Below are 14,683 nucleotides of genomic sequence, written 5' to 3'. Positions count from 1 at the left end.
TTCGTTTACTTCATGGTGACGCGGTTTCTTCCTTTTTCTTTGGATTCATACAATGCGCGATCAGCGAGTTTAATCCAATCTTCAGGACATTGATGAGGATGTCTGCTGGATGAAGTCCCTCCGATACTCAAGGTAGCAAACTCACTAACTGAACTCTCGAGATGTTCCATTTTTGCATCTTCCATAGCCAACCTGATCTCCTCGGCCAATATGTATCCTTTTTCTTCTGTACAGTCTGGCAAAATGATGGCGAACTCTTCCCCGCCGTATCTGGCGATATAACCTCGAGAACCCACTACATTTTTAAAGATGGCGGCTGCAAGTTTGATTAATTCGTCACCTAATACATGACCATATGTGTCATTATATTTCTTGAAATCATCCAAATCGATTAACAATAGTGTCACCGGGTCTTTCGTGCGTTTCACTTTCTCGGCTTTTTCCACCATTTTTTCATCAAAGAAACGACGGTTGTTTAAACCTGTCAGACCGTCCAGTAACGTAAGTTCATGTAATTTTTCATTCATTACTTCCAATTGTTTTGTCCGTGCATGAATTTTTTCGTCCAGCGTTAAATTCAAATCTCGCAGCTCATCCGTCAATAATTCAGATTCCTGAAACTTCCGTGCATAATTACGACTCAAGTTAATCGACTGTATCAGAATGTACATGAAAAATCCGTATGTCGCTAGATGCATTCCGTCAATCCAATTAAGGGAAATCAACGCATCATTGATAACGGTCATAAAGAATAGAATGCTCGCGGTTAAATTCACAACAGCTGTGGGTCTTTTCATGCGAACTGCTTTAAACAAAACAACTAAAACATACATCATCGTTACAAAGGCAATCACGAGGAAATAATTAAATATTGGTCGGTATATTAATGGAGAAACTATTGTTGTAATGACAAGTAGTACGACTGATAACACGATTGACCATCTAACCACCCATCGGCTCATTTCGTTTGGATAAAGGTATCTTAAAAACAGTAGATACATCATATATCCGACATACAATATCAAATGTTCCAGTCGACTTTGCCATAACCATGAAAAGTCTGGGAATAATACCGTGAAAAATAATGGTTCTACAAACAGAGCACGTGCAGCAATAATGATACTGACAATGCCGAAATACAAAAATGCTCTCTCTTGTCGTCTGAAAATAAATATACCCAATTGATAGATTCCCATCACTAAAATTCCGCCGATAACGAAGAGTGTGGACGCGATCAGTTCGGTGTAATGAGTGGAGATGGCATCTGCTTTTCCGAATAGAATCGGTCTCGTCGCCCCTCCGATTGGAAATTCAAAATTTGAAACTTGCATAGTTAGTTTAATTTCTGGACTTTCAGGAGTGAAATAAGCAAGTTCTTTACGAAATGCCGGTTCACTGGATTCTTTGGAATCGCCCACCTTACCATTAAACGCAATACGTTCCCCGTCCGCCCATAAGCTGTAGGAAGAATATTGATGTGGAATATAAATGCCCATTACTTGCCCCTGTAAATTCTCAGGAATTTGAATCGTCAAGGAATAGGTTGCATAACCTAACATGGTTCCTGTTTGAATGTCCCAAGCATCTGGCACTTCCATATAATCAGATGTTTTTTGTTGTTGGGCTTCTGTTGGTGTTAATAACTGCTGCCAATGGAAAGCCCATTGTCCGTTCAAACTAATCAATTTATCTTTAGAAAATTCATAGGACTGAAGATTAATTATTCCTTGATCCGCTACCAATTCATTCTGTTCAGTTATGGATGGAAGCGAAAAGCCTGAAAGCAAGAGTATGAAGAATAAAAGGATATGTATAGGTTTCTTCAATAGGTTCCCTCCTGCGTTAAATATTATTTCCCAATTCATGCTTTTCCTTCATAATAGAAAGAAAGCGTTTGCGAGGTGTTCGTATGATTATGTATTTCTTGGCCAGCTATTTATTGGGTAATGTTCTGACTGCCTGGTGGGTAGGGAAATTTTATAAAACGGATTTACGCCACCATCGCAGTGGAAACTTAGGCGCACGCAATGCAGGTGCAGTGATTGGTAAATCCGCATTCCTGCTCACTTTTTTAGGTGATGCCTTGAAAGGTGTTCTTGTAATCTTCGCAGGACGCTACTTCGGCTTTGAAGAATGGGCAGTGGCAATGGGTGGTTTGTTGGTCATTTGTGGTCATATGTTTCCATTTTGGTTAAAAGGCAAAGGCGGAAAAGGGATCGCAACTTTCGTCGGAATTGGCCTGACTTTCAATCTATTATTTGCATTTGCGTTCATTGTGGTCTTTTTAGTCGCGTTACTTTTTATACGAAGTGCTACACTTAGCATGATTTTCGGTTATTTTGCGTATATTGGGTCAGTTATCTATTTAAATGAAATATTAGATGCTTGGCCAATAGTTGTTGCGATACTCTTCATTATGTATCGACATCGCTTCGACTTCAAACAATCTTTTGATGAACAGAAATGGAAACGCTCGTAACATTATCACTTGAATAGCTTTAATTCATTTTAAACCAAAGACCATCGCGAGAAAATACTTTTCGTGTTATAGTAATAAATAGTCAAAATCTTTAATTAAAGATAGGGTGTTTAGTAGATGTCAAAAAAACCAATTGCATGGGTTGTGGATAGTACTGCTTATATTAGCGATATACTCGCTGCCCACCCAGATGTACATGTTGTACCATTAGCTATCCATTTTGGACAGGAACAATATGCGGATGGCATTGATTTAACTTCAGATGAACTTTACAATCGCATTCGAAATGCAGAAGAATTTCCAAAGACCTCTCAACCAGCTGCAGGTGAATTTGCCAAACTCTATGAACAAATCAGTGAAGAGTATGAAGCTATTCTAGCCGTACACGTTTCGGCCAAATTGAGCGGAACCATTTCTTCATCCAAATCAGGTGCTGAAATTGCTGAAGTTCATATGGAATGTGTCGACTCTCTTGCTCTATCATCTGGCATCACTAAACTTGTAGAGCGCGGAATCGTTTTGCAAGAACGTGGAATGCATCTTGAAGAAATTGCTACACAACTTAGAAGCGAAGTGAAAAACTTACGTAACTATATTTTAATCGGAAACTTGAACCAGCTTTATAAAGGCGGTCGTATGAGTGGCGTTCAATTTTTCTTGGGTAGCTTATTGCAAGTCAAACCAATTATTCACTTAACAGAAGAAGGCGAATTGAAAGCGCTTGATAAAGTGCGTTCTCAAAAGAAAGCGCTCAACTATTTAGTTGATAAAGCCGTCGATGCATACGAAAAAGACGGTGTTCGCTCAATAGATCTTATGCATGGCAATATACCAGATCAAGTAGCGGAATTAAAAGATCTGATTCAATCAAAGGTTCCTGGTCTGGAAGTTCGTGTTGGTGAAATCAGCTCAGTTCTTGCAGTCCATGCTGGTGAAGGTACAATCGCTGCACTTTGGCACGTACCTGCTGAATAAATGAAAAAAGCTTCAAGCACCCTTTAAGAGGAGCGCCTGAAGCGAGACATAGAAAGTGTACAACACAAAAACCCTTGGGATTCCAAGGGTTTTTTACGTAAATGAATCTTTAATATGAAAGAAAATATATCTCGCATCATCTGTATAGGCTGGTGACGTTGTATAGCGCCAATTCCTTTGACGGGCGCTGACGGTATGTGCATTGACAAGTGGCTCTCCGATTTCATTAAATCCTGTAACGATCGTCGTGTGATCGAATCTGCCATCGCCCTGAAAGTCATAACTGATGACATCGCCCAGCTTTAAATCGCTGGCATTCGCCACTTTTACTGCCTGCAAGCCTGTTGTGGACGTATCCAGATACCATCTGAGTGAATGTGAAGTACTCCAGCTAAAGCTCCACGTGCCCCCTCTGACCCACCATCCTTTATTTCGGTTTGGATAGCCTCGCATTGGAGCTCCACCTGCAAGCAAACATTGGGAAATGTAATTCGTGCAATCGACATCAAATACGGGAAAAGCTGGATTGTTGGAGTTCCACCACCTATTCGCATAATCCACGGCTGCTTGACGATTGTATATAGAAATCCCTCCTTATGGAGAGCGTATGTAAATATTGACGGAATTAGAAGAATGGAGCGTGTTAAATATGAGAAGTATCGTCTTTGGCGTTTTATTGTCGAGAAGTTATTTGCAGTGATCTTCGGCGAGCCACTCGTCTTTTGTGATGGTTTTTCGGGGTCCACCATCCGTATTGAGCGAACCCATATAATCGCCAAAGAATTTACCATTGTGTTCAAATACTATCAGCTTTACACCACGGTCTTCACCGTCTTTTTGACAAATAGGCAATAGCGGAAATGTATAATGGTTAATGTATTCTCCACTGTAAGCTTTCAAATCCACACCTGCATTTTTCGCATTTTCATATGCTTCCGGATATAAACTGAGTTCATTTTCAGCCATACTCTTGTGACCATTTTGGATATTCCAGCCAAATTCATCTCCATACTTTTCCGCAATATAGTCCTCAATGACAGCAGCTTTTACAGGTTCACTTTGTTTGATTGGTTCACGTTCATGATTCAACACGAAAAAAGTGATACCCATTGCCACTGTCAGTAAAAGCAAAGTTGCCCAAATCGAAGATCTATTCATGCCCATCTCCCCCTCTATGTATCAATTTGTAGTTTCTTCCAATCAAAAGTTTCATTTTGTTGTTCAAATAAAAGAAAAACCACTCTTTTCCCGAGAGTGGTTTCAAAAACTTTGAATATAACTGTATGCTTTTAAAAATAATGTTATAGATGATAATGTTGATTTTCTTTGCGGCGGACGCGTTTCGCGGGCACGGCTTCAGTCTCCTCGTCACTACGTGACTCCGGGGCCTTCAGCTCGTGCTGTTCCCGCTGAAATGATTGGACCAAGGAATTCGGTCCCAATCTTTGCGACGAGTAACCGCAGGAGCAGTTGTTTTCTGCCGCCTCCAATACAATCAACAGAAAGCGCTACTGTAAGTATTCTTCTTTAAATTTCCAGCGGGAAAAGTGGTCGGTTATTTCTAAAAGACTCCTGCCAAAAAAACAAGCGAAACCCAACAGGCTACGCTATCATAGACAAAGGAACACACTTTGATTATTCATAAATTGAATAGAACAAACTCATGACCACGTCTATACTACTTCCGATGAATGGCATGATGGTGCTATCGCCAATTGGCGTCAAAACTACAATTAAAAAGACAATGGAACCGTAAGCTTCCAAAGGTCGCAGTTTTTCCTGAATTTTGACTGGAAATAGACTGGACACAATTCGATATCCATCCAATGGGGGTAGTGGCAAAAGATTAAACACACCTAACACTACGTTCAACATGACAAAGACATTCCAGAATTCATCCATTGTCATGTTCATTGGTGAAAAATAATAAATTGTAAATCCAATAAACGCCAGAACAAAGTTACTGAGGGGTCCAACTAAACTGACGATGATGGATTGAACGCGTCTAGTTGCGAAATATGCAGCGTTTACTGGTACAGGCTTTGCCCAACCAAATCCAGCAATAAAAATTAGAAGAGTACCAGCTATGTCCAGATGTTTTAAAGGATTAAGCGTTACTCGTCCCTCTCTTTTTGCTGTGTCGTCTCCAAACACTGAAGCCATCCAAGCGTGCATAAATTCATGTAACGTAAAGGCAATTATTAATGTAATAAGTACATATGGGATTTGTTCTAAAGGAAATGCTAAAAACTCTATGTTGCTCGCCTGCTTTCATACTATTCTTTTTCAGTTAATAGATTCTACTTCCTTCCATTACCTGTAAACTTAATGTACCATTTCACTTGCTGGATTTCACTAATCATTTTCTAGAAATGATGTTCTTAACAATACAACCGTCCTAGGGAAAAATAAAAAGGCCCTCACGAAAGTGAGTGCCTTTACTATTCATAGTATTTTTCAATGAATTCTTTTTCTTCTTCATAACTGAGAATTCCCGTTGCCTTGCCCACATTTCCACCCTGCAAGTTCCAAATTGTATTGTGATCTTCATCTACTTGCGTGAAATCATTTTTTGACCACCGATTAAGAATGCTTAAATAGCGATTTTTATTTTGATAATCACCATTTTCAACTACGTCTATTAATCTGTTCACACGCTCAGCTGTCAAAGGAAGGAACCCCCACTTTTCTTCCGCTTCTATTTTCTGGTGGCTCATTTGATGGATAACTTGACCTACCTGAAAATCGGGCATATTCATCGGAAATTCTTCTTCAACAGGTTGGTCTCTCACTTCTTTTACTTCAATTATTTTCCCGCCATCTTCAGTCGTAGTTTCTGTAATTGTTCCATCTTTTTTAATAATGGGTACTTCTTGTCCGTACATTCCATAGATAATCGTTCCAACAATACCCAAAACCGCAATGCTCAACACAATTTTCTGTACTTTAGTGAACTTAAATCTCTCGCTCTTTTCTTTCATACTTTCCTCCATTAAACAGTTGAGTTTTTCTTAGTAATTTCTTTATGATAATGAACAGCGAGACAATTGGATAGAGTAAAAAAACCAACACATTCGTAAAGATGACAGTTACAGATAATGCTGATATGACGAGTAAAGGTTTTTGATTATACCTCCTTGCAGCCTTCATGCCCCCTCCTCCACCAATCATTATGATTAAAATCAAAATGAATACTCCCGGAAGAATTAAGCCAAATCCCATGGTATATCCTTCGGTATCTTCGAGGGGAAATTTCCACTCCCTGATTTTGTGAGCAACAACAAAGACAAGCCAGAACCATGATACAGGAAGGGTCTGAAACAATATTTTATTCTCTTGTTTTGTACTTTTAAAAGAGCATGTGATGAGTACGATATGGCCAACCACCATGACAATCAGACCCGTAATAAGTAAAGAAATCATGTATACCACCTATCAATAGATAATAACTTTATTTTACTGTAAATAACTTACATCACAAAGATATTTTTAATTTTCTATCAAATAGCAAAAAAGCACATACTCAATCTATTTAGACCAAGTACGTGCTTTTTATCATTAAAATTCAGTTAAGATTTGGCGAGTAATTTAATTTCTTTTATTTGTTCAATATGCCTTTGTTCATGTAAGTATATTAATTCAATCCATTGATTAAGCGGTAATTCACCAAGGAATGGATGTGGCACTGATTTCTCAGTCAATGTGGAACTATCCTCCACTGTGTTTAATACACTCATCAATAAAATTCTTGATTGGCTCAAAAGGTCTAGTATTTGATCAGATTCTAATGAATCAATTGGCGGCTGAACAATTTCTGGTGCTTTTAATTTATTCGATCTGTCTAACATAAAATCAATTTTCTTCTGTTCGGCTCTGACATTGGATTTTTTAAGTCCATAAGCGATTGCTTTTGCAAAAGTTTCTTCTGTTAAAGCTACGTGATGACAAATTTGAGCAATACTCCAGCTATTTTTTTCTGGATTGTAATTTAAATCTTCATAACTTAGTTCATTCAATTCATTTAACAGATGATTTCTCGTTGTCATCAAACTAGTTTCATAGACCAAATATCTCAACCTTCCCAACCCTATTCTATAGTACGTAATATTTTATTCTCCATGTTTGTAAATATTCCGGTCAAAACAAAAACCACTCTATCTATCGATACGAGTGGCTTGTCTATTTTATGGAGTATATCGGGATCGAACCGACGACCTTCACACTGCCAGCGTGACGCTCTCCCAGCTGAGCTAATACCCCTTTATCAAAATATTTGGTACAATACTCAGTATATAGCAAGAATACTAGTTGATTCAAGAGGCGAGAGGGTGGCGAAATGCAAAAAGTGCAACAACATGCAGAGCGTGAAATTTTTGCGCCCATTGCATTATGCGATTCGAAAGGAAATTTGAACCCTGCTGCAATCGGTTTTTCTCGAAAACCGTTAATCGATAGTAATTTATCCGGACATTTTATGCGTAAGAAAAAATGGAATTACTGGTGTGTGTACGGAGAAGATATTTTATTTTCAGCTAGCATCCGCCACTTGGATTACGCAGCGATTTGTTGCGTGTATTTCCTGGATTATGAAACGCAACGATTTTTTGAGAAGACGATTACGATTCCACTGGGACAACGTGTTCACATGCCGAGCCAAGTTCTTGAAACAGTGAAATTTTCCAATAACGAAATGAGTGTCCAATTATTTCATATGCAAAATGAGACACATATGACGGTCACCGTATCTGATTTCGACGGAGATTTGCTACATGCAGATTTACATATCGAGCATCCTGAAAATGACGATTCATTGAATGTTGTCATCCCTTGGAATCGTCAACTCTTTCAACATACGGCCAAGCATCATACGCTCCCGACTCGCGGGTTTGTCAAAATTGGGGACAAGCGCTATTCATTTAACCCGGATGACAGTTATTCCGTACTCGATTATGGACGTGGCGTTTGGGCGAGATCCGCTTCTTGGAATTGGGCAATGGCTTCTCAACGAGTCGGCAGACAGCGCATAGGTCTGAACTTCGGTGGAAAATGGACCGATGGAACGGGTATGACGGAAAATGCAGTATTTGTCGATGGACACATGACGAAAATCTCTGAAGATGTCATATTTTCTTATGATGAGACTGATTATATGAAACCTTGGCAGATTCGTTCGAAATTTTCACGTGATGTCAATTTAACGTTTACCCCATTTTTTAAACGTGAAGCGAAAATTAATGCCCGTCTCGTCACATCCGAGATTAATCAACTCATTGGATATTATCAAGGCTTCGTTTATCTTGACGACGGCTCCCGTCTTGCGATTACCCAAATGCTTGGATCAATCGATGAGCACAAGGCTAAGTGGTAAAACGAAAACGAAGAAGCCTACTCTATTCTGAACGCTGGCGTTTGTAATCAGACTTCAAGACATAATTAAATATCCTCATCTTCCTGATTAACAGGAGGACGAGGATTTTTTTGTTCATTTTAGTGTGAATGGACGAAAAGCATTGCTGACTGGACAATACCAAATCTAGCATCACTTCAGCAACTTTTTAAACCGTTCCTACTTCCAACGCCTGCTTCATACGTTCTGGATAATCCGTAAAAATCGCATGCACGCCGATTTTCTGCAAAGCCATCGCGTTCTCAATGTCATTTACCGTGTAGACGCGAAGGATTGCTCCTTTTACTAAGGCCTCTTTTGCCATTTTTCGCATGGCTGTCGGGAGGAAGATATGAAGAGCATCCGCTGGAATGAAACGGGCGTAGTCATATGCATCTACCAACACTTCCAAGGTTAAGATAGCGACTTCAATATGAGGTGCCAGTTTCTTGAATTCCCTGACCGCTTCGTGATCAAAAGAGGAGATGACAACCCTTTCTGCCATTCCCATCTTTTCAATTACTTGGAGCACTTTCTCCCCCATGCCTTCATATGGAAAGATATCCGATTTAAGCTCGATATTGATATGATGTGTGGTTTGTTGGAACACCGCTAATACTTCTTCCAAAGTAGGAATTGTTTGACCTGCAAATTCACTTCCAAACCAGATACCGTAGTCAAAAGTACGCAGCTCAGCTAACGTTAAATCTTTTACATACCCTACGCCATCTGATGTGCGGTCTATTGTCTCATCATGAATAACGACGAGTTCTCCATCTTTTGTCAGATGGACGTCGAACTCCACTCCATGGATATCGAGTCGAGCTGCTTCTTCAAATGCAGCGAGAGTATTTTCGGGAAACGTTCCTGATGCACCACGATGAGCATAGATTTTCATGTAAAGTCCTCCTTAAATTTCTGTACGTAATGTCCATAGTTCTGGGAAGAAATATTGGTCGAGTACTCGCTTTAAGTAATGAACACCTGAAGATCCGCCTGTACCTGTCTTGAAGCCAATGATTCGTTCCACTGTTTTCATGTGTCGGAAACGCCACTGCTGCAGCCAGTCTTCAATATCCACAAGCTTCTCGGCTAATTGATACAGCTCCCAGTATTGGTCGACATCACGGTAAACAGTCTTCCATGCTTCGAGTACACTGGCGTTTGGTTCATACGGAGCCGAGACATCACGCAAAAGAATTTCTTCATCAATAGGCAGACCAGCTCGAGCGAGTTTTCTAATCGCGACATCGTATAGACCTGGCTGATGGAAAGCATCTGTTAATGTGTTCAATAACTCTTCGTCTTTTTCATAGATTTTAAGCACATGCTTCGTTTTATAGCCGAGTGCAAATTCAATCATGCGGTATTGGTAAGACTGGAAACCACTTGCATTGCCAAGTGACGAACGGAACTCCATGTATTCTGCAGGTGTCAAAGTGGACAGAACATCCCACCCTTGAATGATTTGCGTCTGAATTTTAGAGACGCGCGCTAATTGCTTAAATGCAGGTTGAAGATCATCATTTTCAATATTTTTTATAGCTGCTCGCAGTTCATGCAAAATCAATTTCATCCACAACTCCGAGACTTGATGAATCATAATAAATAATGGCTCGTCGTGGTGATCGGTCAAGCCGTCCTGTGCTGTTAACAATTTATCGAGATGAAGGTATTCCCCGTATGTCATGTTTTCTTTAAAATTCGTATGTAATCCTGCTTCACCTTGTGCAGCACGATTTTGACCGTTATCCAGTGGTTTCTTATCCATTTTAAAATCCCCTTAAGGCTCTACTTTCACTCATCTCATCTAGTTGTATTATGACATGAGATTCAACACTTTAACAGACTACTTAAAATTGTGAAAATTCTTATTGCAAGAGATTCCCAAACTATGGTAAGATTCTATTCTGTTTTCAAACCCCAACATCTTCAGAAAAGCGCATTGCGCCAATCTAGCCTGACACCGGCGCTTGGAAGGATCGACTCGAAAGCTTTTTTTGCATGAGTTTAGGAATGAAGGCTAAGAACGCGACATCGTGTCGCAACGCCTTCATGACCCACTTCCTGTGGGCCCAAATCTTCATATCGGAGGACTGTATGACACAGAAACATCCTGATTTTGAGCAAGAGCAAGAGCGCCTGACCTACACTAAACACTATATGCAACAGTTACTCGACGAATCGAAACGCGATGTGAAATCTGCACAAGAGAATATTCGTCATGCAATGGCCGATTTGGATTATTTGGATTCCAGTTTAAGCTACATGAACATTTTAACCAATGCCAGGTTTTTCGAAATGGCCCGTTCTCAAAAAGAAGGACTGGAAGCCATTCAGCAAAAGCCTTATTTTGCACGCATTCATTTCCAAAAAGACGGCGAAGACAGTGAAATGCTGTACATTGGAAAGACTTCTTTATTCCACCGGGAAACACAGGAACCGATCATAGTGGACTGGCGTTCGCCTGTTGCCAATGTGTACTACGATGGGCGGCTCGGGGATATCGAATACGATGTCCGGGAAGATACGTTTACCGGTCACCTATTTTCAAAGCGGCAATACACCATTGAAAAAGGTGAGCTGCAGGATGTTCGGGATATCGATTTAACGACCAATGATGAGCTTTTGCAAGAAGCACTTTCAGGAAAAGCAGATGTCCGTTTAACTGAAATTGTGTCGACCATTCAAGCTGAACAAAACGAAATCATTCGTGCCCATTTAAAGCAACCCATTATTGTGCAAGGGGCGGCAGGCAGTGGAAAAACGACGATTGCATTGCATCGTATTTCGTATTTCCTTTATACAATGGGTGAACATTTCCCAGCAGAAAAGTTAATGATTTTAGCCCCATCAAAACTGTTTATGGACTACATAGCGGATGTATTGCCTGAGCTTGGAGTCGGTCAAATATGCCAGACAACCTACACTGAATATGTCTTGAACGCCACGGGGATTAAAGTCAAACTGAAAGATGTGAACCTGAAGCTTGCAGCATTAACAGAACAGGAAAACCCGGATGAAATGATGCTTTGGCAATCTCAGATGAAAGGTTCTCTTTCCTATACGATGTTAGTAGACGCCTTTCTTTATGAATATGAAAAATCGGTAGCTGACCAATTCGAAGATGTATACATTGAGAAGTACTGCATCATGCGTGGTTCCAAATTAAGAAACTTATTCTTAACGGACTTTTCCTATATGCCAATTGAAAAACGGTTGGAACGAATCAAGATGATCTTGACATCGCATGTGCGACAAAAGAAAAAAGAAATCCTGATTGTGTTGAACAAAAAATACGATGCTGCGCTTGATAAAGCGTTGGTCGTTCGTGATGATGCAAAACGCAAAGCGGAAGTAACGAAATTCATCGATGAGCGCGATCGTCGAATTCCATTGATTGAAAAAGAATCCAAGACCACCGCTAATGCTTACATGAGACGTTTTAAAAAAGCCAACATCAAAAATATGTATCGTGAGTTTGTGACAAATGAAAAGTTAATAAATGAACATGCCACTCTATGGACAGAGGAACAGAAAAAGGCGTTTCTTCAAAGCCATTCGATTGAGTCATGGGAAATAGAAGACTTGGCCCCTCTTTATTACATGCATGCCAAGATTAAAGGCATTTCCGACAAGTGGAAAATGCGAGTGGTGTTTATAGATGAAGTCCAGGATTACAGCGTTTTCCAACTCGCCGCCCTCAAAGAAGGCCTTGGAACGGATATGTTTACAATGGTAGGAGATTTAGCTCAAGGCATTCATAGCTACTGGGCCCTCACTTCCTGGGATCCAATTATTGAATTATTTCCCCGTGCCACTTACACGACTTTGCAAAAAAGCTATCGAACGACAATTGAAATCATGGAAATGGCAAACAGCATTTTGATGCAAATGGACGAAGACTTACCATTGGTGGAACCCGTCGTCCGTCACGGCATCGATCCGCAGTTTCACGAAATGAAAACGATTGATGGCAACCGAATTGTTACTTTACTGGATGAAGTCCGAAGTCGTGGTCATCGTTCGATTGCCCTTATATGCAAAACGACGACAGAGGCAAAAGCTGTTGCGAAGCACCTGGAAGATTTCCTTCCGATTCAGTTGCTGAGCGACCATTCAGATATAGACCAAGAAAAGCTGCTCATCGTGCCGAGCCATTTAGCAAAAGGGTTAGAATTTGATGCGGTGATCGTTGTGGCGTTTGATACCCCGTTCCGCGAACATGCAATTGACCGCAAGCTTTTATATGTCGCGATGACTCGTCCGATGCATGAGCTACATTTAGTCGGACCAAACCGTGAGCATTTTTTATTGCCTGCTATATCAAAGAAATCTTGAAACAATCAATAAAGTGCGGGGACAACTTGCCTTTACAACGTGAACATCGATTTTTCCTACGTGGAGCTCAATTTTTCCTACGTCAACGCCAATTATTCCTACGTGAACGTCATTTATTACAACCAAAGGTCGGGTTTGTCCGGTCGACTAGCCTAACGTTTCTCTTATCAAAGGGAAACGTTTTTTCTTTTCCTCTTGCATGAATCAATTATTCGTTGTATTGTTTAAATCGTAATCATTACTATTTACATTAAATCATGAAGGAGCGAACAAATGCAAACTCAAATTCCAGTTACTGTGTTAAGTGGTTATCTTGGCGCAGGTAAAACAACAGTATTGAACCACTTGCTAGCCAACAAAGAGGGAAAGAAAATCGCGGTGATCGTCAACGATATGAGCGAAATCAATATTGATTCTCAACTGATTCAAGGGGGAGGTTTTTCACGTACTGAAGAAAAATTGGTGGAGCTGACAAATGGCTGCATTTGCTGCACCCTGCGTGAAGACTTGATGATTGAAGTAGAAAAATTGGCGAAACAAGGAGATATCGATTACATCGTCATTGAATCCACCGGTATTTCAGAGCCAATTCCGGTAGCACAGACTTTTACATATATCGATGCAGAAGTGGGAATTGACCTTTCTCAGTATTGTCGTTTAGACGCCATGGTAACAGTAGTGGATGCTTTCCGTTTTTGGAGTGATTACGAAAGCGGGGACTCGTTGTTAGAACGCAAACAGACGGATGATGAAAACGATGTCCGTGATGTATCCGATTTATTAATCGACCAAATTGAATTTGCTAACATTATTTTGATTAGTAAAACTGATCTGGTTACGGAAGAGTATGTACTTGCCTTCCAATCATTCCTGAAGAAAATGAATCCAGATGCCATTTTGATTCCTATTGAGAAAGGGAACGTTCACCCTTCCATGCTTTTGGATCAAGGGTTATTTGACTTCGAGCAAGCCAGTCAATCGGCTGGGTGGATTAAGGAGTTAAATGAAGAACATGTACCAGAGACCGAAGAATACGGAATCACTTCTTTTGTTTACAGAAGAAAACGTCCTTTCCATCCCGAAAGATGGCATGCATGGCTAAGTGCCTTTCCACAAGAAATTGTCCGTTCTAAAGGCTTTTTCTGGTTGGCCACTCGAAATAAAATGGCCGGATTATTGTCCCAAGCCGGCAATTCCCTTCAGTTCCAAGGAGCTGGATATTGGATTGCAGCCTTACCTAAAGCGGAACAACGGTTGATTATGCAAGAAGATAAATCTGTAGCATGCAGATGGGACGAGAAACATGGGGATCGTCAAACTGAGATGGTGTGGATCGGTCTCGATATGGACAGGGAAGATATTGAAGCTCAGCTGGATGCTTGTTTGCTGACAGATGACGAAATGATGAGTGATTGGACAACATTTGCTGACCCAATCCCCCCTTTTGTGGCTGCTAATTAATTCAGGAGTTTTAATCAAAGTAATTCAGATATGAAGCCAAA

The 14,683-nt window shown here is 40.4% G+C and carries 14 protein-coding genes and 1 tRNA gene; 5 read left to right on the top strand and 10 right to left on the bottom strand.

Annotated elements, in window-relative coordinates:
• Positions 1–5: 5 nt before the first annotated feature.
• Positions 6–1,826: a diguanylate cyclase gene (locus M9R32_RS12815; protein ID WP_269927132.1), complete on the bottom strand. Its 1,821-nt coding sequence runs from the start codon at positions 1,824–1,826 to the stop codon at positions 6–8.
• Positions 1,827–1,909: 83 nt separating this feature from the next.
• Between M9R32_RS12815 and M9R32_RS12810 the strand changes: the two genes are divergently transcribed.
• Both M9R32_RS12810 and M9R32_RS12805 read left to right on the top strand, forming a co-directional pair.
• Positions 1,910–2,479 (top strand): glycerol-3-phosphate acyltransferase, encoded by a 570-nt coding sequence (locus M9R32_RS12810; protein ID WP_269927131.1) that lies wholly within the window; start codon positions 1,910–1,912, stop codon positions 2,477–2,479.
• Between the two features lie 117 nt (positions 2,480–2,596).
• Positions 2,597–3,454: a DegV family protein gene (locus M9R32_RS12805; protein ID WP_269927130.1), complete on the top strand. Its 858-nt coding sequence runs from the start codon at positions 2,597–2,599 to the stop codon at positions 3,452–3,454.
• A gap of 93 nt (positions 3,455–3,547) precedes the next feature.
• Here M9R32_RS12805 and M9R32_RS12800 read toward each other — a convergent pair whose 3' ends face one another.
• The 7 genes from M9R32_RS12800 to M9R32_RS12770 all read right to left on the bottom strand — a co-directional run bounded on the left by M9R32_RS12800 (position 3,548) and on the right by M9R32_RS12770 (position 7,714).
• The gene (locus M9R32_RS12800; protein WP_269927189.1) at positions 3,548–4,036 is read right to left on the bottom strand and encodes an amidase domain-containing protein; all 489 of its coding nucleotides are present in this window, start codon (positions 4,034–4,036) and stop codon (positions 3,548–3,550) included.
• Positions 4,037–4,141: 105 nt separating this feature from the next.
• Entirely contained in the window at positions 4,142–4,612 is a 471-nt protein-coding gene (locus M9R32_RS12795; RefSeq protein ID WP_269927129.1) for a DUF4830 domain-containing protein, read from the bottom strand.
• Positions 4,613–5,089: 477 nt separating this feature from the next.
• Entirely contained in the window at positions 5,090–5,617 is a 528-nt protein-coding gene (locus M9R32_RS12790; protein ID WP_269927188.1) for a site-2 protease family protein, read from the bottom strand.
• Positions 5,618–5,895: 278 nt separating this feature from the next.
• The gene (locus M9R32_RS12785; protein ID WP_269927128.1) at positions 5,896–6,435 is read right to left on the bottom strand and encodes a DUF6241 domain-containing protein; all 540 of its coding nucleotides are present in this window, start codon (positions 6,433–6,435) and stop codon (positions 5,896–5,898) included.
• A complete protein-coding gene (locus M9R32_RS12780; protein WP_269927127.1) occupies positions 6,410–6,877 on the bottom strand; it encodes a hypothetical protein in 468 nt (155 codons plus the stop codon). Before M9R32_RS12780 ends, M9R32_RS12785 begins: the two co-directional genes overlap by 26 nt.
• Before the next feature lie 146 nt (positions 6,878–7,023).
• Positions 7,024–7,500, bottom strand: coding sequence for a DinB family protein (locus tag M9R32_RS12775; protein ID WP_269927126.1), 477 nt, complete (start codon positions 7,498–7,500; stop codon positions 7,024–7,026).
• 141 nt (positions 7,501–7,641) lie between these two features.
• Positions 7,642–7,714: transfer RNA gene (locus M9R32_RS12770), tRNA-Ala, on the bottom strand.
• 76 nt (positions 7,715–7,790) lie between these two features.
• On the opposite strand from M9R32_RS12770, the gene M9R32_RS12765 reads away from it, so the two are divergent.
• On the top strand, positions 7,791–8,822 hold the full coding sequence (locus M9R32_RS12765) for a DUF2804 domain-containing protein (RefSeq protein WP_269927125.1): 1,032 nt from the start codon (positions 7,791–7,793) through the stop codon (positions 8,820–8,822).
• 187 nt (positions 8,823–9,009) lie between these two features.
• Here M9R32_RS12765 and M9R32_RS12760 read toward each other — a convergent pair whose 3' ends face one another.
• Together M9R32_RS12760 and kynA are read right to left on the bottom strand one after the other, a co-directional pair.
• Positions 9,010–9,738 carry a glycerophosphodiester phosphodiesterase gene (locus tag M9R32_RS12760; RefSeq protein ID WP_269927124.1) on the bottom strand — a complete coding sequence of 243 codons (729 nt, stop codon included), beginning with the start codon at positions 9,736–9,738 and terminating at the stop codon, positions 9,010–9,012.
• A gap of 12 nt (positions 9,739–9,750) precedes the next feature.
• The gene (gene kynA / locus M9R32_RS12755; protein ID WP_269927123.1) at positions 9,751–10,611 is read right to left on the bottom strand and encodes a tryptophan 2,3-dioxygenase; all 861 of its coding nucleotides are present in this window, start codon (positions 10,609–10,611) and stop codon (positions 9,751–9,753) included.
• A gap of 329 nt (positions 10,612–10,940) precedes the next feature.
• Between kynA and helD the strand changes: the two genes are divergently transcribed.
• Positions 10,941–13,181, top strand: coding sequence for an RNA polymerase recycling motor HelD (gene helD / locus M9R32_RS12750; RefSeq protein ID WP_269927122.1), 2,241 nt, complete (start codon positions 10,941–10,943; stop codon positions 13,179–13,181).
• A 273-nt stretch (positions 13,182–13,454) separates the two neighbouring features.
• Positions 13,455–14,642, top strand: a complete 1,188-nt coding sequence (locus M9R32_RS12745) for a GTP-binding protein (RefSeq protein ID WP_269927121.1) — start codon at positions 13,455–13,457, stop codon at positions 14,640–14,642.
• Positions 14,643–14,683 lie beyond the last annotated feature (41 nt).

It is taken from the genome of Paenisporosarcina quisquiliarum, assembly GCF_027563315.1.
GTDB classification, from domain to species: Bacteria; Bacillota; Bacilli; order Bacillales_A; family Planococcaceae; genus Paenisporosarcina; species Paenisporosarcina quisquiliarum.
Note: the sequence above shows the minus strand (reverse complement) of the source record. Positions and strands in the feature narration are given on the sequence as shown.

What these genes read in the sequence shown, in the direction of transcription:
- M9R32_RS12810 (WP_269927131.1), top strand. Translation starts at nt 1,910, where the DNA reads ATGATTATGTATTTCTTGGCCAGCTATTTATTGGGTAATGTTCTGACT.
- M9R32_RS12805 (WP_269927130.1), top strand. Translation starts at nt 2,597, where the DNA reads ATGTCAAAAAAACCAATTGCATGGGTTGTGGATAGTACTGCTTATATT.
- M9R32_RS12795 (WP_269927129.1), bottom strand. Translation starts at nt 4,612, where the DNA reads ATGAATAGATCTTCGATTTGGGCAACTTTGCTTTTACTGACAGTGGCA.
- M9R32_RS12790 (WP_269927188.1), bottom strand. Translation starts at nt 5,617, where the DNA reads ATGGCTTCAGTGTTTGGAGACGACACAGCAAAAAGAGAGGGACGAGTA.
- M9R32_RS12785 (WP_269927128.1), bottom strand. Translation starts at nt 6,435, where the DNA reads ATGAAAGAAAAGAGCGAGAGATTTAAGTTCACTAAAGTACAGAAAATT.
- M9R32_RS12780 (WP_269927127.1), bottom strand. Translation starts at nt 6,877, where the DNA reads ATGATTTCTTTACTTATTACGGGTCTGATTGTCATGGTGGTTGGCCAT.
- M9R32_RS12775 (WP_269927126.1), bottom strand. Translation starts at nt 7,500, where the DNA reads ATGACAACGAGAAATCATCTGTTAAATGAATTGAATGAACTAAGTTAT.
- M9R32_RS12765 (WP_269927125.1), top strand. Translation starts at nt 7,791, where the DNA reads ATGCAAAAAGTGCAACAACATGCAGAGCGTGAAATTTTTGCGCCCATT.
- M9R32_RS12760 (WP_269927124.1), bottom strand. Translation starts at nt 9,738, where the DNA reads ATGAAAATCTATGCTCATCGTGGTGCATCAGGAACGTTTCCCGAAAAT.
- kynA (WP_269927123.1), bottom strand. Translation starts at nt 10,611, where the DNA reads ATGGATAAGAAACCACTGGATAACGGTCAAAATCGTGCTGCACAAGGT.
- helD (WP_269927122.1), top strand. Translation starts at nt 10,941, where the DNA reads ATGACACAGAAACATCCTGATTTTGAGCAAGAGCAAGAGCGCCTGACC.
- M9R32_RS12745 (WP_269927121.1), top strand. Translation starts at nt 13,455, where the DNA reads ATGCAAACTCAAATTCCAGTTACTGTGTTAAGTGGTTATCTTGGCGCA.